Source organism: Streptomyces actuosus (assembly GCF_016921115.1).
GTDB lineage: Bacteria > Actinomycetota > Actinomycetes > Streptomycetales > Streptomycetaceae > Streptomyces > Streptomyces actuosus_A.
This window is the reverse complement of sequence record NZ_JAFFZS010000016.1, coordinates 163,744-183,038: the sequence shown is the minus strand read 5'-3', so window position 1 is coordinate 183,038 and position 19,295 is coordinate 163,744. Positions and strand designations below refer to the sequence as shown.

Genomic DNA, 19,295 nt, shown 5'->3' with positions numbered 1-19,295 from the left:
CCGCGCTATTAACGGAGTAGTCACTGGAGAGCTACGTGCACCGAAAGGTGCCCGCGTGGTTCGGACCGGGGGCCGCTGGAAAAGGACCGTGGAAACGCGACACCTCGCCAGCGGCCTACCGGTGTTGTGCGACCCGGCGACGCTCCTGGTGGCGTTCGAACGGGTCGCGGGAAACAAGGGGGCCAAAACGCCCGGAGTGGACGGCCTCACGGCCGTCAACGTCGAGCAAGAGATTGGCTCCTACGGGTTCCTGGAGGATCTTCGGCACGTACTTAAATCGGGTGAGTTCCGCCCGCTGCCGGTGCGCGAGCGCAAGATCCCCAAGCCGGGCGGTTCGGGCAAGGTCAGAAGCCTTGGCATTCCGACCATCACCGACCGCGTGGTCCAGGCGGCCCTCAAGCTGGTGCTGGAGCCGATCTTCGAGGCCGAGTTCAAGCCGGTCTCCTACGGCTTCCGGCCCCTGCGGCGGGCACACGACGCGATCGCTGAGATCCACTTCTACGGCACCCACGGCTACCGCTGGGTCCTGGACGCGGACATCGAGGCGTGCTTCGACTCGATCGACCACACGGCCCTGATGGACCGGGTGCGCGAGCGGGTCAAGGACAAGCGCGTGTTGCGGCTGATCAAGGCGTTCCTCAAGGCCGGCGTCCTCACCGAGGACAACAGCCGCGAGGACACTCTCACCGGCACCCCGCAGGGCGGCATCCTCTCCCCGCTGCTGGCGAACATCGCCCTGTCGGCGCTCGACGAGCGCCTGACCGGGCCCTGGGAGCCGGGCGGGGAGATGGCCACCAGCCACCTGCGCAGGCGTCGCCGTTCCGCTGGACGTCCGAACTGGCGAATCGTCCGCTACGCGGACGATCTCGTGGTTCTGGTCGACGGCACACATGACGACGTTGAGGCGCTGCGCGAGGACATCGCCGACGTGCTGCAACCGCTCGGTCTTCGTCTCTCCGAGGCGAAGACGCAGGTGGTGCACATGTCCGACGGGTTCGACTTCTTGGGGTTCCGCATCCAGTGGCGCCGCAAGCGAGGAACGGACAAGTGGCACGTCTACACCTTCATCGCTGACCGGCCCATCCGGCAGCTAAAGGACAAGATCCGTGCCCTGACGAACAGAACATCGCAGCAGAACCCCAGGGACGTGCTGATCAGGCTCAACCAGATCATGCGCGGCTGGGCCAACTACTTCAAGCACGCGGTCTGCAAAGCCGCCCTGAGCTCCCTGGCCAGTTTCACGTGGCACCGGGTGATCAGCTGGTGGATGGCGCTGCACCGCTGGAAGTGGAAGGACGTCCGCCGACGCTTCACCGACCGCAACGGACGGTGGCAAAAGCTCTCGGCAGACGGGGTCGAACTGTTCGACCTCCAGGCGGTGACGGTCACCCGCTACCGCTACAGAGGCAACACGATCCCCAACCCCTGGACCCGCCCCAACCACGCCTGAACGGCACAGTCCGTGGAGAGCCCGGTACTCGGAGACGGGTACGCCGGGTTCGGCGAGCGGCACGGAGAAACGGACCGGTGGCAACACCGGCACCGCGCTCCGTGCCGACTCAACAGGCCCCTCTACCGGGGTGCCCTGCGGCGTGGCGGCGGCACGAAAGCCAGTCCCGCCACCATGAGCGGCAGGAAGCTGACCAGCAGCATGGTGAGTTGCAGCGCCTGGGTGAAGTCCAGCCCGAGGCTGAGTCCGGAAGCCTGGCGGAGCAGGTTCGGATCGTAGACGCCGCCGACGTTCTGTGCCATCGCACTGCGCACGGCATCCACGGACTGCTGGGCCTCGTCCACGGACAGATCGCGTGACTGCGCGTCCGCCAGCCAGCTCCGCTGGAAGAAGAAGTCGAAGAGCAGGAGATAGACGGTGGGCCCGAGTGCCGAGCCGGTCATCCCGAAGGCCATCTGCACGGAGGCCACCGTGCCGGACCGCCCCGGCGGTGCCTGGGCGAGGACCGTCTCGGACACCGCTGTGGAGGTGACCAGCGCTCCCAGGTTGGTCAGCCATGTGGCCAGCACGAGCAGCCACAGCGCCATCGTGGGACTGACGGTGCCGGCCAGCAGCAGACCGCTCGCCGCCATCACGAGCAGACCGGTGACCATCACCGGCCGGGGACTGTACTTCCCGACCAGGCGCCCGGCCAGGATCACGGCGCCGGCGACGAGAAGCGTGCCGGGCAGGTACAACAGGCCGATCTTCTCGGGGGACAGCCTCAGCACCACGCTGCCGAACTGCCCCAGAACAAAGCTGAGCCCGACCCCCAGGAAGTTCAGCGTGAGCGCCGCCGCCAGGGCCACACTGAACGGTGCGCTGCGGAACAGCGACAGGTCCAGGGCGGGTTGGGCGGTGCGGCGGGCATGCAGCACGTAGAGCACGACGGCGACCGCACTGATCACCAGCGGTACCCAGGTCTGGGGCCGGGAGACGCCGTTCTGCGCCGCAGCAAGACCGACGACCAAGGTCAACAGGGCCGCTCCGATCAGGCTGACACCGGTCACGTCCACGGGACGGCCCTGCTGGGCGGGGGTCGACGGCACGTACCGGGCCGTCAACCACAGCGAGACCAGGGCGAGCGCAGGGGTGATCAGAAACAGGAACCGCCAGCCGACGGCCGCCACCGCCCAGCCCGTGAACGCGGGGATCACCCCGCACAGGACCATCTCGACGCCCATCAGGACACCGATGGCCGCCGGCCGTTGCTCCTCGGTCACCGACACTTTCAGCAGGGCCAGTGACACCCCCAGCAGAGCGGTCATCCCCAGCCCGTCCAGGAACCGCATCGCCAGCAGGAATCCGTAGCCGGGGGAGAACGCGGAGAGCACGTTGACGACCGTGACGGCTACCAGTCCCCGTATCAGCAGCCGCTTGAGCCCCACGGTGTCCGCGAGGCTGCCCGCGGCGAGGACGGAAGCGGCCATCACCAACGTCGCGGCGCCGCTCAGCAGCCCGACGGCCTGGGGCGGCACCTGCAGGGCCCGGTCCACCTGGGCCAGGTTCAGGCTGAGGACCAACGGGTCGACCACCGTGACCGTGAAGGCGAGGGAGAGCCCGAGGACCATCGCCAGAGGCATTCCCCCGGCAGGCGACCCGACCGCCGGCACGGCACCACCTCCGCTGCTTCCACGTCCCATGCCGGTCGACGCTAGCCCGATGGCAGCGGACGGCCCGGCCCGCCCGTTCCAACACGCGCGGAAGCCAGACGATCGGGTCAGCCGGGAAGCCCGTCCCAGCCTCCCGGCCCGGTTCGGCGGCGCCGACTCCGGTGCTGCACGGTGAGCAAGGCGGCCCGGTCCGGACGGGCCCGGAAGCGTGGATCTCCGCCCCCATGACTACATTGGAAAGGCCGAGGACACCCGTCGACAGCCCTCGGCGGAGAAGACAGCATGCGGACGACAGAGCGTCAAACGAGCGTCACGGCTGTCGGCCCGTCCCGCCTACTCGGGGCAGCCGAGCTGCCACGACCGGCTCCCCCGGCAGGTTCCGTCCCGCTCACTCCAGCCGCCGACTCGCTCATCATGCCCCGCGCCACTTCTCCGGACGCCATAATGGGCTCATGGCCTCCAGCTCACAGCATCGCGCACCCGCGCCGGGGGAACTCTCGGGCGCGGATGCCGAGGACCTCGCGCTGTGCCGGGAGAAGTTCCGGCTCCGTCTGCCGGAGTCGCTGGACCAGCTGCAAGGGCCGACTCATGGTGTCGTGGAGCTATCGCTGCACATGGCCTGGTCCGGGATGACGTCGTACGACCTGGGCAAGCCTCGCCAGCGCATGGGCTTGTACCGCACCGTCCTGCACGAGGGCCTGCGTGACGACCTGCCCCGCTACCTCAACCGGGACCTGCTTCTCCAGCTGTGGCCGGTGCTGCGCACACTCGTCGGTCGCACCGTGCGCACCGTGTGGGAGGACGACTTCCCCCAGCTCGCCTCCCGCACCCGGGCAGCCGCGTGACGGACATGCCGGGGCTGCACACGCGGCTCCTGGCGGATGTGATCGCGCTCGGCTCCCCGTATCCCTTGGTCCCCACCGGCGGGTATGCCGTGCGGGCGCACCGCCTCGTGAACCGCCCGAGCCAGGATCTCGACGTCGCCACCGAGAACCCAGCGCCCATGGCCGACATCGCCACCACGCTCCGCGCCGGCCTGGAAGCCCGCGGCTGGAAGGTGCACGCGCTGGAAACTGCCCCGTTGTCCGCCCGATTCACCGTGTCCGACCCGGCCACCGGGCAGGAATGCGGACGGCCCCATCGGCATGGTGATCAATTGGAGCCGACCCCTGGTGTGTCCCTCTACGCTGGCCTCCATGTCCTCGGGCGTCGGGAAGCTGGCGTGAGCAGGTCAGCGCGCCGTGCGCCACCGGATACCCGTACGCGGCATCCGGCGGTCGGCCGACCTGCCGGGAGGCGCTTTCCTTCGCCCGCCGGGTGAGGGCACGCCGCCTTTGGCGCCCGACCTGCGCCAGTGCCCGGCCGCACCGTGCGACCAAGGGTGAAGATCATGCTGGCGGCACTGCTCCTTCTTGATCTCCAGCTCCGAGGACGTGTGAGGTCATCGGGAGGATGTCGACCCCAGAGAGCCGAGACTCCCACCAGGACGCGCGAGTCGCAGGTGGGTGTGGGCCGCCATGGCCAACTACAGGTGCAGACCCACGTGGTTCACGATCAGCCGCTTCCTTTCGGAGTCGAAGGCGAGGTAAATCCGTCCGACCTCATCGGGCGACACGGCGTCCCGGACCTTGATGTGCGGCAATCCGTCCCTGCGCTTGCCGTCGAAGTCGATGATGCCATCGGACAGCCGGATACGCGGATCGAGGAGGCGATGGCCCCCTTTCGAGGCGCCCTCGACCTGCTCGACACCGTCCCCGGGATCAACCAGGCTGTCGCCGAAGTGATCATCGCGGAGACCGGCGGGGACATGACCCGGTTCGCCTCGGCCGGGCACCTGGCGTCCTGGGCCGGGGTCTGCCCAGGCCACCACGAGTCCGCCGGCCGCACCGAGACCACCAAGGTCCGCCCCGGCAACCCGTACCTCAAAGGCGCCCTCGGACTCGCCGCCTTCGGCGCAGCCAGAACCAACAACACCTACCTACAAGCCCGCTACAAGCGGCTGACCGCCCGCCGCGGACCGATGAAGGCCCTGGTCGCCGTGGAGCACTCGATCATCACCGCGATCTGGCACATGCTCACCTACAACGTCCCCCACCGCGAACTCGGCGGCACCTACTTCGTCCAGCGCGACCCGGAACGCGCCACCCGCCGCGCGATCACCGCCCTCAACCAGCTCGGCTACACCGTCACCCTCAACCCGATCGAAGGCGCAGCCTGACCGCTCACAGACCAAATGCCCGGCGGCCTCGACGACCACCGGGCACCCAGCCCTGCCCAAACAGCCCCTGACCTGCATCTATTTACGCGTCAGAAGGTCGAAGTACGCGTCAGCTGACCCGAAGGCCGACCGCCAGCGTCAGTTCAAGGACCCGGTGTGGCGACGCGAGATCCGGAAACAGCTCCCGCAGCTGCGACATCCGGTACCGGACCGTCTGGGGATGGACGTACAACGCTGCCGCCACCTCGTCCCGTCTGCCCTGGTGCAGCAGCCACGCCCGCAACGTCTCCTCCAGCCGCCGTGCGGTCGCGACAGGCAAGGTGTGCAACGGTGCGAGGGCTCGGGCGCGCAGGTCTGCCAACGCGTCCACGTCGGCGCTCAGCACCAGCTCGGGCAGGTGGTCCTCGGTGTCGCGAATATCAGAGGAGAGGGAGCGCGCGCGTACGGCTCGTGCGTACGAGGCGGACGCACGAGTCCATGGCCGGGCCGGGCCGACCACTGCGGTGCGGTCGGTCAGCTGCCGCAAGAGATGTGATCGGTCGGCATCGGGGACGAGCAGCACGCCGGTGGCGTCCGGCAGATCGTCGAGGACGAGGGTGCCCGGGTCGAGCACGCGGTAGGCAGGCCGGGCCTGGGCGGCGGGCAGCAGGACCGCGGTCACCGAAACCGGAGGCTGCCACCCGGCCCGTTGAGCAGAGGCCAGCAACACGTCCGGGCTCGCGCCGGCGAGGAGGTCGCGGGCCAGGTGTTCCAGGTGGCGCTCGTGGGCCCTGCCCCGGGCGGCCAGTTCGTCGGCGTGGCCCGCGGCGCTCGCGGCGGAGAGCTCGTCGATGTAGGCGAAGGTCAGCTCGGCGAACTTGGCCACCTCGGCGGCGGGCAGACCTGCGGGTACGGCACCCGCTGCCAGGCATCGCCAGGCCACGCGGGCGCCGACGCGGTAGGCGCTGAGCAGGGCGTCCATCGAACGGCCGTCGCGCACCTCGCCGCGGCCCAGCTCGTAGGCTGCGTCACCGGCGTCGCCGCCCGTGGCGTTCCCGCTCGCGAGGTCCAGGTAGTGCCCCAGGGCGGTGCGGACGGCTCGGCGGATGGTGGCGCCCATGTGGCCCGACAGGGCGTTGGCGTAGGAGGGGACTTCGTCGATGATCGCCTGGACGACCTCGTCGGCGGTGGTCTTCAGCGCGGCCCTCAGTGCGGTGACCGTCGTCTCGTCCAGGGCCAGTTCGCTGGCCCTCCGGATTGCATGGCTCACGTCTTTGTTCCCTGCGAACAATTCAGCCGACCAGATTTGCGTCCTGTGGTCAGGACTTTACGCCTTGAGGCGCAGCAAGCTGGAGTCATGACGAGTGCAACCCTCCGCAGCAGGGCGTGGAAACTGCTGGAGATGGTCACGACGCCGCTGCTGCCGTCGGACTACCTCGACCTGGTCAGCCCACTGCGTGCGGGCGCTGACCTGCGTGGGCGCATCGAGGCCGTGTACCCCGAGACGGGTGACGCCGCGACTGTCGTGATCAGGCCGGGACGGGGCTGGCGCGGCCACACGGCCGGTCAGTACGTGCGGATCGGGGTCGACGTCGACGGGGTGCGCCTGTGGCGCGCCTACTCCATCACCTCGCCGACAAACCGCCAGGACGGCCGCGTCACGATCACCGTGAAGGCGATCCCGGACGGCAAGGTCAGCAACCACCTGGTCCGCAGGGTGAAACCGGGCATGCTGATCGAGCTCGACCAGGCGACCGGTGACTTCGTGCTGCCGCAGGCCAAGCCCGCCAAGGTGCTCTACCTGACGGCCGGAAGCGGCATCACGCCCGTGATGGGCATGCTGCGCGACATCGAGTTCGACGACGTCGTCATGGTCCACTGCGCACCCCAGCCGCAAGACGTGATCTTCCGCAGCGAACTGCACGACCTGGTCGCGGCCGGGAAGCTGCGGCTCACCGAGGTGCACACCGCCACAGACGGCATGCTCGACATCGCCCGTCTCGACGAACTCGTGCCCGACTGGGCCGAGCGCGAGACCTGGGCTTGCGGGCCGGCGGGCCTGATCGACGCCGCCGAAAAGCACTGGAGCGAGCACGGCGTACAAGAGCTCCTCCACACCGAACGCTTCCGCCCCGGCATCGTCGTCGCCGGCGACGGAGGCGAGGTCACGTTCAGCGCCACCGGCAAGACCGTCGACGCGGACGGCGCCACTCCGTTGCTGGACATCGGCGAGGAGGCCGGCGTGCTCATGCCCTCCGGGTGCCGTATGGGCATCTGCTTCGGCTGCGTCACGCCGCTCAAGGCGGGCGCCGTCCGCGACCTGCGCACCGGCGAGGTCACCGAGGCCGAGCCGGGCGTCCTCATCCAGACCTGCGTGTCCGCCCCAGCGGGCCCCTGCGACATCGAACGGTAGGAGCATCTTGACCGCCATCGACCCCACCGACCACCTGACCGCTGAGCAGATCGAGGACCTCGGCCGTGAGCTGGACGCGATCCGCGACGAGGTGATCGCCGACCGCGGGGAGAAAGACGCCGCCTACATCCGTAGGGTCATCTCGGCGCAGCGCAAGCTGGAGCTGGTCAGCAGGGGCGTGCTGCTGTTCTCGATCTTCCCGCCGGCGTGGCTGCTCGGCACCGCCGGTCTGTCCGTGGCGAAGATCATGGACAACATGGAGATCGGCCACAACATCCTGCACGGCCAGTGGGACTGGATGCGGGACCCGAAGATCCACTCCACCACCTGGGAATGGGATCACGTCTCGCCGGCCGACCAGTGGAAGCACTCGCACAACGAGCTGCACCACACGTACACCAACGTGATCGGCAAGGACAACGACCTCGGCTACGGCATCATGCGCGTCGACGAGGACCAGAAGTGGCACCCGTTCCACCTCGGCCAGCCGCTGTGGAACTTCATCAACGCCTGCTTCTTCGAGTACGGCATCGCGGCGTACGACCTGGAGCTCGGCAGGAACCTGAACAAGCGCCGCCGCAAGAACCCGGAGTTCCGCGCGCGGGCCAAGGCCGTGGGCCGCAAGATCCGCAAGCAGGTACTCAAGGACTACGTGATCCACCCGCTGCTGTCGGGCCCGTCGTTCCTCCCCACGCTCGCCGCCACGTTCACCGCGAACCTGGTCCGCAACATCTGGTCCCACTCGGTGATCATGTGCGGGCACTTCCCCGAGGGCGTGCAGGTCTTCGAGCGCCGGTCGATCAAGGGCGAGACCCGCGGCCAGTGGTACCTGCGCCAGATGATGGGCTCGGCGAACATCAGCGGCAGCAGGGCCATGCACTTCATGACGGGCAACCTGTCGCACCAGATCGAGCACCACCTGTTCCCGGACCTGCCGAGCAACCGGTACGCCGAGGTCGCGGTGAAGGTGCGTGCGCTGTTCGAGAAGTACGAACTGGAGTACGTCACCGGACCGCTGCCCAAGCAGGTGTTCTCCGCGTGGCGCAAGGTCTTCCGGCTCTCGCTGCCGAACAAGAAGGCCGAGGTCAGAACGCCGGACCGCGAGCAGGAGCTCGTCGCGGCCTGATTCCCGGTACTGGTTCAGATCTCCGACTCGCCCGGTAGGTGATGAGGCGGCAGCCGACACGACCACCGATCGCTCCCGGGCATGACGGGTGGACGGGTGCGCTCACAGATCAGGCGCTCCTCCGAGAGCAGCACAGGACCAAGGACCGCGTAAGGCCGCCGACCGCATGGTGCGTGCCGGTGCAGCCGATCTCACGGCCCGAAGCCGCACCGGAGCGCTCCGGTGCGGCTTCGTCGTCTCACGGCTCCGCACGGATGTCCCGTCAGACGTTCCCCGACGGGTTCGCCGTGTCACCCGCTACGGCACAGCTGTCACGACCTGTGCGGATCATCCCAGAGGAGAGGGAAGAGGGCCCTGACCTGCGGTTTCATGCCCGCGCTGGGGTAGCTGCACGCCCATGGACGGTCTCTACAACCCGGCCCTGGTCAACAAGCAGGAAAGACACATGAGGCTTACGGACGGGCGGCACCGATGCCGGTGGCGCCGCCCGAGGCGCACCACGACCTTGCCCGGCAACCCGACTTGAAGGCAGGGAGGAGCGCCTCCGCGGACATGGCTGTGTCCCAGGGCCCGCGCCAGGACCTGACGTCTCATCAGTGCGAGCGTCACGTGAGCGTCAGGGCTGCCCTGCGCGGCCCCGGCGACGACCGGGGGCACCACACGCCCGTCTTCCCGGCAATGACCGGAACAGCAGGTCAGAGGCGGTCGTACGGCATGCGGCGTGCTCCACCCCTTGTCCGCAGGCAAACAGGTCGACCCAACCCGCCAAGACCGACCTCATCCGCAAGAAAGCAGGTCAGGAGCCCTTCTGGACGGGCTCGAGAATCGCCACGCACTCCACGTGCGAGGTCATCGGGAACAGATCGAACGCCCGCAGCGTCCGCACCCGGTACCCGCCCTCGCGGAAGTACGCGATGTCGCGCGCCAGGGCCGCCGGGTCGCAGGCGACGTAGGCGATCCTGCGGGCGCCCAGGGAGGACAGGTGCTCGACCGTCCTCCGGCCGGCGCCGGCGCGCGGTGGGTCGAGGACGATGAGGTCGGCCTCCGTGATGCCCGTGCGCGGCAGCACCGACTCGACCTTGCCCTGCTCGATGCGGACCCGCGGGAAGTCCGCCAGGTTGTGCCGGGCGTCCTCGACGGCTCGCTTGCCGGACTCGATGCCGAGGACCGCGCCCTGCTCGCCGAGGCGGTCGGCGAGGGCGCCCGCGAAGAGGCCGACGCCGCAGTACAGGTCGAGGGCGGTCTCGCCCTTGCGGGGCAGCAGGCCCTGCATGACGGCGGTCACGAGGGTGTCGGCGGCCTTCGGGTGGACCTGCCAGAATCCGCCGCTGCCGACGCGGTAGGTGCGGCCGTCCGCGCGCTCGCGGACGAAGCCGCGGCCGTGGACGCGGTGGATGCCGCCGTCGTTCTCGTCCACCCGCAGCACGGACACCGGCCGGTCCAGCTCGACCAGCGGCAGGCGGGCGCCCGGCCGCGGGGTGAGGATCACCTGGCGGTCCTGGGACCCCGTGGCCGCGATCGCCTCGACCTGGGCCATGCCGGTCCAGTCGCGCCGGACGACGCCCAGCTCGCTGACACCCTCGGCCGCGATCATGCAGTGGTCGATGCGCTCGACCGCGTGCGAGCGGTGCCGGCGCAGTCCCGCGTGCCCCTCGGCGTCGACCGCGTACTGCACGCGCGTGCGCCACTGCGGGACCTGGCCCGCGGGGAGCTTGTCGCCCTCGACCGGCATGACGGTGCCGTCCCAGCCGGCCTCCTCGGGAGTGAGGCCCGCCAGCCGCTCGAGCTGCTCGGCGATGACCTCGCCCTTCAGCCGTCGCTGGGCGCCCGGCTTGGCGTGCTGCCAGTCGCAGCCGCCGCAGCGACCGGGGCCGGCGAAGGGGCAGGGGGCCTCGATGCGGTCCTTGGAGGCGTCGAGGATCTCGACGGCGTCCGCGCGCAGGAAGCGGGCACCCTCCTCGCCCTCGGTGACCCGGGCCACGACCCGCTCACCGGGCAGCGCGTGGCGGACGAACAGCACCTGTCCGGCGGAGGTGCGGGCGACGCAGTGACCGCCGTGCGCGACGGGGCCGATCTCGACCTCGTACTCCTCCCCCACGAGCGAAACCGCCTGCGACTTCTTCGGTTCTGCCTGCATGGCGGGGTGACTCCAGATCGAGAGAGGGACGGCGTACGGGCCGGGCCGGCCCGGCGGGTTCCGGGGGCCCGACGACAACAGCCCACCAGTCTACTTGGACGGAGACGAGTCCTTCGGCCGCTCCTGGGCCGGACCGCGACGCACCGCGCCGGGCGCGTTCCAGTCCTGCCGCTTGCGGGCGCGCTTCTTGGCCGCCTCGGAGGACTGCAGCTGATAGGGCACCGAGGTGACCATGATGCCGGGCGTGAACAGCAGGCGGCCTTTGAGCCGGAGCGCGCTCTGGTTGTGCAGGAGGTGCTCGTACCAGTGGCCGACCACGTACTCGGGGATGATGACCGAGACCGCGTCCCGCGGGGACTCCCTGCGCAGGCTCTTGACGTACTCGATGACCGGTCGCGTGATCTCGCGGTAGGGCGAGTCCAGGACCTTCAGGGGTACGTCGATGGCGCGCCGCTCCCACTCGTCGCGCAGCGCCTTGGTCTCCGCCGGGTCGACGTTGACGGTGAGCGCCTCCAGGGTGTCGGAGCGCATCAGCTTGGCGTACGCGAGGGCGCGCAGGGTCGGCCGGTGGATCTTGGAGATGAGGACCACCGAGTGGACCCGGGAAGGGCGCACGGTGTCGTCTCCGGGGCTCTCCGGGGCGACCAGCTCCGCGGACACGCGGTCGTAGTGGCGGCGGATGGCGGTCATCGTCACGAAGAAGATGACCATGCCGAGCAGGGCGACCCAGGCTCCGTGGGTGAACTTCGTGACCAGGACGACGACCAGGACCAGTCCGGTGAAGAAGGCGCCGAAGGCGTTGATCGCGCGGGAGCGGACCATGTGCCGGCGCTTGCCGGCGTCCCGTTCCTCGGCCAGGTGGCGGTTCCAGTGCCGGACCATTCCGATCTGGCTGAGTGTGAAGGACACGAACACGCCGACGATGTACAGCTGGATCAGCCGCGTGGAGTCGGCGCCGTAGATCCACACCAGGAGGGTGGCCGCGCCGGCGAGGAGCACGATGCCGTTGGAGAAGGCGAGCCGGTCGCCGCGGGTGTGCAACTGGCGCGGGAGGTAGCGGTCCTGGGCGAGGATCGAGCCGAGGACGGGGAAACCGTTGTAGGCGGTGTTGGCGGCGAGGAACAGCACGAGGGCGGTGGCCGCCGCCAGGATGACGAAGAAGAAGCTGCCCTTGCCGAAGACGGCCTCGGCGACCTGGGTGATGACCGGGTTCTGGACGTAGTCGGGCCCGACCGGGACACCGTTCCTGAGCAGGTCGGACGCCGGGTTCTCGGCCATGCGGACCTTGGCGGCCAGGGCGAGCGCGATGATGCCGCAGAACATGGTGACGGCGAGCAGGCCCATCATCGCGAGCGTGGTCGCCGCGTTCCTCGACTTCGGCTTGCGGAAGGCGGGCACGCCGTTGGAGATCGCCTCGACGCCGGTCAGGGCGGCGCAGCCGGAGGAGAAGGCCCGCAACAGCAGGAAGATCAGCGCGAAGCCGGCCAGGCCCTGGTGCTCGGCCTCGATGTGGAAGCCGGCCGTCGGCGCCCGCATGGTGTCGCCGAGGAGCAGCCCGCGGAAGGCGCCCCAGGCGATCATGATGAAGACGCCTGCGACGAAGACGTACGTCGGGATGGCGAAGAGCTTGCCGGACTCCTTCACGCCGCGCAGGTTCATCAGCGTGAGCAGGACGATCACGGCGACGGCGCAGGGCGTCTTGTGCTCGACGACGAAGGGGATCGCGGAACCCAGGTTCTCGATGCCGGACGCGATGGAGACGGCGACGGTGAGGACGTAGTCGACGAGCAGGGCACTCGCGACCGTCAGGCCGGCCCTCGGGCCCAGGTTGGTGGTGGCGACCTCGTAGTCGCCTCCGCCGCTGGGGTAGGCGTGCACGTTCTGCCGGTAGGACGCGACCACCGTGAACATCAGCACGACGACCGCGACCGCGATCCAGGGGCTGAAGTGGTATGCCGACACGCCCGCGATGGACAGGACCAGCAACACCTCCCCTGGCGCGTACGCCACGGAGGACAGCGGGTCGGAGGCGAAGACGGGGAGTGCGATGCGCTTCGGCAGGAGGGTCTCCCCCAGCCGATCACTGCGCAGTGCGCGCCCGATCAGAATCCGCTTGGGCACGTCGGTCAGTTTGGACACAACAGAGGATCGTAAGCCTTCGAACACGGGCTCGCCCACACGCCCACGCCGATCTGCCGCACGAGTGGAAACGGAGGCCCTGCGGGCGACGGATTCCGCAGGCGGTGCCGCCCCCGTGCCTAGATGTCTGGACCCCCTCCGCCACCGCCCCCTGGAGGCCCCGTGCCCGCCCTCGCAGAGTTGATCGGCGCCGCCGTCGCACTCCTCGGCCTCGGATTCCTCACGCTGCGCAGCGTGCGGAGCATCACGCGCCGCCGGGCCGCGCACCCCCGGTAACCCTGCACGGGGGTGCACACCCCGGACCACCCCTGTGTAGCTTGGTCGCCGGTCTGAGAACCTGTTACCACCACGTCAGAGACTCTTGACATCGGAAGGACGGTCGTGCACATCGTCATCATGGGCTGCGGCAGAGTGGGGTCCGCTCTCGCCCAGACCCTGGAGCAACAGGGGCACACGGTCGCAGTGATCGACCAGGACCCCACCGCCTTCCGACGCCTGGGTTCCTCCTTCGGCGGTCGCCGGGTGACCGGGGTCGGCTTCGACCAGGACACCCTGCGCGAGGCCGGCATCGAGGAGGCCGGCGCCTTCGCCGCGGTCTCCAGCGGCGACAACTCCAACATCATCGCCGCCCGCGTGGCCCGAGAGATGTTCGGCATCGAGAACGTCGCCGCCCGGATCTACGACCCCCGGCGCGCCGAGGTCTACCAGCGGCTGGGCATCCCGACGGTGGCCACCGTGCGCTGGACGGCCGACCAGATGCTGCGCCGCCTGCTGCCGTCGGGCGCCGAGCCGCTGTGGCGGGACCCCACCGGCGGGGTGCAGCTGGCCGAGGTGCACACCTCGACCGCCTGGGTCGGCCACAAGATCAGCCGGCTGCAGGAGGAGACGGGCGTTCGCGTCGCCTTCCTCACCCGCCTCGGCGAGGCGATCCTGCCCACCTCGCAGACGGTGTTGCAGGAGGGCGACCTGGTGCACGTGATGATGCGTGCGGACGAGGTCGAGAAGGTGGAGGCGGCGTTCGCCCAGGGTCCTGAAGAGGAGGGCGGTCACTGATGAGGGTCGCCATTGCCGGTGCCGGCGCGGTCGGCCGCTCGATCGCGGGCGAACTGCTGGAGAACGGCCACGAGGTCCTGCTGATCGACAAGGCGCCGACCGCGATCTCGGTCGAGCGCGTTCCGCAGGCGGAGTGGCTGCTCGCCGACGCCTGCGAGATCACGTCCCTGGACGAGGCGGCGCTGCAACGCTGCAACGTCGTGATCGCCGCGACCGGCGACGACAAGGTCAACCTGGTCGTCTCCCTGCTGGCGAAGACGGAGTACGGCGTGCCGCGTGTGGTGGCCCGCGTGAACAACCCCAAGAACGAGTGGCTGTTCAACGAGTCCTGGGGCGTGGACGTCGCCGTGTCCACCCCGCGGCTGATGTCGGCCCTGGTCGAGGAGGCGGTGAGCGTCGGCGACCTGGTGCGGCTGCTGCGGTTCAGCCACGGGGACGCCAACCTGGTCGAGCTGACCCTGCCCGAGGAGTCGGCCCTGGCCGGCACGCAGGTCGGGGACGTGGAGTGGCCGCAGGACACCTCCCTGGTCACGATCATTCGCGGCACTCGCGTGCTCACCCCGTCCCGTGACGACTCTCTGGAGCCGGGCGACGAGTTGCTGTTCGTGGCCGCGCAGGCCCGGGAGCAGCAGCTGGAGGACCTGCTGTCGGTGCGCCGGGACATCGGCTGACGTCCGGGGCCGACGTGATGAGGGGCGCCCCGTTGCCCGGGGGCGCCCCTCTTTCGTGTGGTCCCGCCGCCGAACCGTCAGCGCACCGGGTGGTGCGGTGGGGCCGGAGAGGCGGGTGAGACGGGCGGGACGGCGGTTCCAGCGGCCCAGGGGCCGCGGAGAGCACCTGAGGCCGCGGAGTCGGGCCCCGCGTCCTGTGGCGCTCACGGGTGGCTGCGGGTGCGTGTCTACTCCCCGGGGCGGAGGGCTGCCTCGCGCTCGGCCTCCCGCTCGGCCTTCTCCGCGGCCTCCATCTCGGCGAACACGTCGATGGGCGCCGGGGCCTTGGCCAGGAACACCCAGGTCAGCCAGACGGCCAGCAGGAACGGCGGGATCTTCAGGGCGACCAGGACCCATCCCAGCTGGGTGGTGTCCGCCCACCAGTACAGCGGGAACAGGATCGCGCACTTGGCGAGCAGGATCAGGCCCCAGGCCCAACTGGCCTTGGCATAGGCCTTCTTGCGGCCGGGGTTACGGGTCCGCCAGGAGAGGTTCTCCTTGAAGACCGGGCCGAGGATCAGCCCGATCAGCGGCACGCCGACCAGTGTGGTGATGATGTACGCCAGCGCCAGGCCCAACGTGTAGATCATGCCCGGCAGATAGAAGTCCTTGGCGTTGCCGGTCATCATCGCGAAGACGACACCGAAGGCCACACCGAAGACACCGCTGAAGGCGTGCTTGACGGTGTCCTTCATGGCCAGCCGCACCACGACCAGGACCACGGAAACCGCCAGGGCGGCGATCGCCGACCAGTGCAGATCCTTGTTGATCGTGAAGATCGTGACGAAGAGCAGGCCGGGAAGCACGGTCTCGACCATGCCCCGCAGCCCGCCGAACGCCTCGAAGAGCGCGGCCTCCGTCACGGTCCGGGCGTCGTCCGCCGCAGTGTCTTCGGTCGGCTTGTCGAGGGACGTCACCGGCTACTCCCGTCCGAGCGGTCTCAGTTCGTATTTCGGGTTGAACAGCACCCGGCGGCCCCGGCTCATCGAGATCCGGCCCGATGCGATCAGCTTGCGCCCCGGTTCTATCCCCACGATGGAGCGCCGGCCCAGCCACACCACGTCCAAGGCGCCCGAGCCGTCGAACAGCTCGGCCTCCAGAGCCGGGACTCCGGCCCGCGGGCGCAGCGTGACCGTGCGCAAGGTACCAGTAACCGTGACGATCTGTCGGTCCTGGCAGTCTCCGATCCTGGTGCAGCCGGCGGTCGCGGCGTCCTCCCGCAGCTCCTCGGACTCCAGGTCCGCCTGGGACGAGGAAAGCCGGTCGAGCATGCGCCGGAACCGGCCCGCCTGCTTTTCGGAACGAGGAACAGCACTCATGTCTGAAGCGTACCGGGGTGCGCTGAGAGCACCGTACCCCCGGCTCCGTCACACGAACCGGTGGCTCGCGGCCGACCCCCGACGACCGACGGGGCAAGTCGGTGCGGGCGCTTCGAGGGCCGCGCCGACGCCCTGGTGGGGCCGGGGGCTCAGGAACGAACCGGGGCGCGGGGTGGCAGTGGGCAGTCGCCGGGGAGTCGTGATCCGCGGCCCGTGGGTCAGTGTTCGGCGATCTCCCCGTCCCGCAGCTCCAGGACCCGGTCGGCCAGGCCCAGGAGAGTCGTGTCATGGGTCGCCACCAAGGCGGTGACCTGCTCGCTGCGAACGACGGCCCGCAACAGCTCCATGACCGCGCGCCCGGTGTCGGCGTCCAGCTGACCGGTGGGCTCGTCGGCTATGAGCAGGGCCGGTGCGTTCGCAAGGGCGCGGGCTATGGCGACGCGCTGCTGCTGGCCGCCGGAGAGCTCCGTGGGCCGCTGGGCGGCGTGCTCGGCGAGGCCGACCAGCGACAGCAGCAGTGCGACGCGCTCCTCGCGTTCGCGCGGGTCGGCACGGCGCATCCGCAGCGGCACGCCGACGTTCTCCGCGGCCGTGAGGATCGGGATGAGCCCGAAGGACTGGAAGACGAAGCCGATGCGGTCCCGGCGCAGGGCGAGCAGCCCCTCCTCGCCGAGGTCCGACAGATCGCTGCCGTCCACGGTGACCCGTCCCCGGTCCGGTTCGTCGAGCCCGCCGATGATGTTGAGCAGGGTGGTCTTGCCGGATCCCGAGCGCCCCTTGAGGGCGACGAGCTCCCCGCGCCCGATCTCGAAGGAGACGCCGCGCAGGGCATGGACGGCGGCGGCCCCCCGCCCGTGGGACCTGTGGACGTCCTCGACGCGGACCATCGTCCTGGTGCCGACCTGGCTCATGCGCTTTCCCCGTTTCCCCCGTGTGTGCCCGCGGTCACCGGTGTCACCCGGCGACCGGGCGTCATTATGGCCGTGGGACGCCGGGCCCCTCAACGTGTCCCGCCGCCCCTCACCTCTTCATCGGACGGGGCCCCCGGATCGGTTCACGCCGGGTCTCCTCCGTATCGGTTCGGCCGCACGCCCCGGATGGTCCGTCGACTGCCGGGACGGCGGCGGGCGGATCCCGGAGGCGACGAGGGCCGCACCCCGTACCAGGATGCGGCCCTCGTCGTGGACGGATCAGCGGACCTCGGTGATCTCCGGCCCGCGCTGCAGCTGTCCCATACCTCCGGAGAAGCGGGAGCCCTCCTCCTGCTGGACGCCCTCGGGAACCATCTGGGCGTCGTTGGGGAGCTTCAGGACGATCGGGTCACGGGGCGCCATCGGGCCGTCGCCGCGGGCGACCACGGTGTCCCGGAAGATCTGCTCCAGCAGGCCGGCGGCCTGCGGCTGCACCGCGCCCTGGCCCGAGATCACACCGCGCAGGAACCAGCGCGGGCCGTCCACGCCGACGAACCTGACCACCTGGAATCCGCCCGTGCCGTCCGGCAGCTGCACCGGCACCTGCGCCCGCAGTTCCCAGCCGAGGGGACCCTCGACCTCGTCGACGATGCCGCCCTGCTGGGTGATGCCGGAGCCGATCTCCTCGCGCACCTCGCCCCAGATGCCCTCGCGCTTCGGCGCGGCGAAGGCCTGCAGCTGGACGGCACTGTCGCGCAGTACGACCGTCGCCGCGACGATCGCGTCGCCGGCGACCTCGACCCTGAGTTCCATGCCGTCAACACCGGGCACGAACAGACCGCCGAGGTCCACCCGGCCCTCGCCCGGCTCGCGCACCTCGGTGCTGTCCCAGGGCCCGTCGGGCCGCGGCTCGGGCTCCAGGCGCACGCGCTCGCGCGCGCCCTCGTCGTCCGCCTCGGTGTCGACGCTGTCGACGACCTGCTCGGCCTCGCCGGCCGCGCCCTCGGCGGCATCCTTCTTCTTGCGACGTCCGAACACGTCACTGTCCTTCCCGGTCGGATACGACCGAAGCGTATCGATTCCCACCCGTCCGGCCGCCCTCGGCGGCCCGACCGCTTGTGCCGCTCACGCCGCCCACCGCGGCATGGCCACCGGTGGACCCGAAGCCCCCCTCGGCCCGCGCCGAATCGGGAAGCTCCGCGACCTCCTGGAAGCGGACCCTCTCGACCTGCTGGACGACCAGTTGGGCAATCCGGTCGAAGCGCTCGAACCGCACGGACTCGCGCGGGTCGAGATTCACCACGATCACCTTGATCTCCCCACGGTACCCGGCATCAACCGTCCCCGGGGCATTCACGAGGGCGACACCGCAGCGGGCGGCGAGCCCCGATCGGGGGTGCACGAAGGCCGCGTACCCCTCCGGGAGGGCGACAGACACCCCGGTGGGGAGCACGGCCCGCTCGCCGGGGGCCAGTTCGCAGGCCTCGGTGGTGCGCAGGTCGGCTCCCGCGTCGCCGGGATGCTCGTACGTCGGAAGCGGTACGTCCGGCTCGACGCGCCGGATCAGCACGCCCAGCTCGCGGCGGTGCCCACGGCTCACGGGTTCACCTCGAAGGCGCGGGTGCGCCGGACCTGGTCGGGGTCGCTCATCGCGGCCTGGATCTCCTCCTCGCGGCCGTGGTCGATGAAGTGGTCGACCTTGACCTCGATGAACAGCGCCTCGGCCCGGACGGCGACGGGACCCTCGGGTCCGCCGATGCGCCCGGTGGCCTTCGAATAGATCTTCCTTCCGGCCACGGCGGTCACCTCGGCCTGGAGGTGGAGCGTGGTGCCGACGGGCACCGGCCGCACGAAGTCGGTCTCCAGCCGTCCGGTGACGGCGATGGTGCGCAGCAGCCAGTTCAGCGAGCCGAGTGTCTCGTCGAGGGCCGTGGCAAGGACCCCGCCGTGCGCGAGGCCGGGAGCGCCCTGGTGCGCGGACCGGACGGTGAACTCGGCGGTGAGGCTCACGCCGTCGCCCGCCCGTGCCTCCAGGTGCAGGCCGTGCGGCTGCCCGCCGCCGCATCCGAAACAGTGTTCGTAGTGGGCACCGAGGAGCTCGCCGGGTGCGGGAGCCTCGGGATGGCGCACCGGTTTCACGGCGTCGGCCGGGGGCTGAAGGGATGCGGAAGTACCACTCACAGGCGCA

General features: G+C 70.0%; 17 protein-coding genes and 1 pseudogene. 8 read left to right on the top strand and 10 right to left on the bottom strand.

The window, feature by feature from the left end:
- Positions 1-88: 88 nt before the first annotated feature.
- Positions 89-1,450 (top strand): group II intron reverse transcriptase/maturase, encoded by a 1,362-nt coding sequence (gene ltrA, locus JS756_RS21050; protein WP_205384687.1) that lies wholly within the window; start codon positions 89-91, stop codon positions 1,448-1,450.
- Positions 1,451-1,572: 122 nt separating this feature from the next.
- Here ltrA and JS756_RS21045 read toward each other — a convergent pair whose 3' ends face one another.
- Positions 1,573-3,132 carry an MFS transporter gene (locus tag JS756_RS21045; protein WP_205384686.1) on the bottom strand — a complete coding sequence of 520 codons (1,560 nt, stop codon included), beginning with the start codon at positions 3,130-3,132 and terminating at the stop codon, positions 1,573-1,575.
- A 422-nt stretch (positions 3,133-3,554) separates the two neighbouring features.
- On the opposite strand from JS756_RS21045, the gene JS756_RS21040 reads away from it, so the two are divergent.
- The 3 genes and pseudogenes from JS756_RS21040 (at position 3,555) to JS756_RS21035 (ending at position 5,320) form a co-directional block, all read left to right on the top strand.
- Positions 3,555-3,947 carry a hypothetical protein gene (locus tag JS756_RS21040; RefSeq protein ID WP_205384685.1) on the top strand — a complete coding sequence of 131 codons (393 nt, stop codon included), beginning with the start codon at positions 3,555-3,557 and terminating at the stop codon, positions 3,945-3,947.
- 5 nt (positions 3,948-3,952) lie between these two features.
- Positions 3,953-4,231 (top strand): annotated as a pseudogene (locus JS756_RS36885) (hypothetical protein); the annotation flags it as partial.
- Between the two features lie 582 nt (positions 4,232-4,813).
- Entirely contained in the window at positions 4,814-5,320 is a 507-nt protein-coding gene (locus JS756_RS21035; RefSeq protein WP_240204090.1) for a transposase, read from the top strand.
- 109 nt (positions 5,321-5,429) lie between these two features.
- Here JS756_RS21035 and JS756_RS21030 read toward each other — a convergent pair whose 3' ends face one another.
- Positions 5,430-6,569, bottom strand: coding sequence for a PucR family transcriptional regulator (locus JS756_RS21030; RefSeq protein WP_205384684.1), 1,140 nt, complete (start codon positions 6,567-6,569; stop codon positions 5,430-5,432).
- 132 nt (positions 6,570-6,701) lie between these two features.
- On the opposite strand from JS756_RS21030, the gene JS756_RS21025 reads away from it, so the two are divergent.
- Positions 6,702-7,712 carry a ferredoxin reductase gene (locus JS756_RS21025; RefSeq protein WP_205384701.1) on the top strand — a complete coding sequence of 337 codons (1,011 nt, stop codon included), beginning with the start codon at positions 6,702-6,704 and terminating at the stop codon, positions 7,710-7,712.
- Positions 7,713-7,719: 7 nt separating this feature from the next.
- On the top strand, positions 7,720-8,838 hold the full coding sequence (locus JS756_RS21020) for a fatty acid desaturase family protein (protein WP_205384683.1): 1,119 nt from the start codon (positions 7,720-7,722) through the stop codon (positions 8,836-8,838).
- Positions 8,839-9,634: 796 nt separating this feature from the next.
- Here the strand turns inward: JS756_RS21020 and JS756_RS21015 are convergent.
- The gene (locus JS756_RS21015; RefSeq protein ID WP_205384682.1) at positions 9,635-10,975 is read right to left on the bottom strand and encodes a class I SAM-dependent RNA methyltransferase; all 1,341 of its coding nucleotides are present in this window, start codon (positions 10,973-10,975) and stop codon (positions 9,635-9,637) included.
- Positions 10,976-11,065: 90 nt separating this feature from the next.
- Entirely contained in the window at positions 11,066-13,114 is a 2,049-nt protein-coding gene (locus tag JS756_RS21010) for an APC family permease (protein WP_205384681.1), read from the bottom strand.
- Positions 13,115-13,495: 381 nt separating this feature from the next.
- Between JS756_RS21010 and JS756_RS21005 the strand changes: the two genes are divergently transcribed.
- Both JS756_RS21005 and JS756_RS21000 read left to right on the top strand, forming a co-directional pair.
- Positions 13,496-14,167: a potassium channel family protein gene (locus JS756_RS21005; protein WP_205384680.1), complete on the top strand. Its 672-nt coding sequence runs from the start codon at positions 13,496-13,498 to the stop codon at positions 14,165-14,167.
- Positions 14,167-14,838 (top strand): potassium channel family protein, encoded by a 672-nt coding sequence (locus tag JS756_RS21000; protein ID WP_205384679.1) that lies wholly within the window; start codon positions 14,167-14,169, stop codon positions 14,836-14,838. The genes JS756_RS21005 and JS756_RS21000 overlap by 1 nt, the downstream gene beginning before the upstream one ends.
- Before the next feature lie 227 nt (positions 14,839-15,065).
- Here the strand turns inward: JS756_RS21000 and JS756_RS20995 are convergent, their stop codons facing one another.
- The 6 genes from JS756_RS20995 to JS756_RS20970 form a co-directional block, all read right to left on the bottom strand.
- Positions 15,066-15,794, bottom strand: a complete 729-nt coding sequence (locus tag JS756_RS20995; RefSeq protein ID WP_205384678.1) for a DUF3159 domain-containing protein — start codon at positions 15,792-15,794, stop codon at positions 15,066-15,068.
- Between the two features lie 3 nt (positions 15,795-15,797).
- Entirely contained in the window at positions 15,798-16,196 is a 399-nt protein-coding gene (locus JS756_RS20990; RefSeq protein WP_205384677.1) for an OB-fold nucleic acid binding domain-containing protein, read from the bottom strand.
- Between the two features lie 218 nt (positions 16,197-16,414).
- Positions 16,415-17,107 (bottom strand): ABC transporter ATP-binding protein, encoded by a 693-nt coding sequence (locus tag JS756_RS20985; RefSeq protein ID WP_205384676.1) that lies wholly within the window; start codon positions 17,105-17,107, stop codon positions 16,415-16,417.
- A 279-nt stretch (positions 17,108-17,386) separates the two neighbouring features.
- Entirely contained in the window at positions 17,387-18,145 is a 759-nt protein-coding gene (locus JS756_RS20980; RefSeq protein WP_205384675.1) for a DUF3710 domain-containing protein, read from the bottom strand.
- A 1-nt stretch (position 18,146) separates the two neighbouring features.
- Entirely contained in the window at positions 18,147-18,707 is a 561-nt protein-coding gene (gene dut / locus JS756_RS20975) for a dUTP diphosphatase (RefSeq protein WP_205384674.1), read from the bottom strand.
- A complete protein-coding gene (locus JS756_RS20970) occupies positions 18,704-19,288 on the bottom strand; it encodes a PaaI family thioesterase (protein WP_205384673.1) in 585 nt (194 codons plus the stop codon). The genes dut and JS756_RS20970 overlap by 4 nt, the downstream gene beginning before the upstream one ends.
- Between the last annotated feature and the right edge of the window lie 7 nt (positions 19,289-19,295).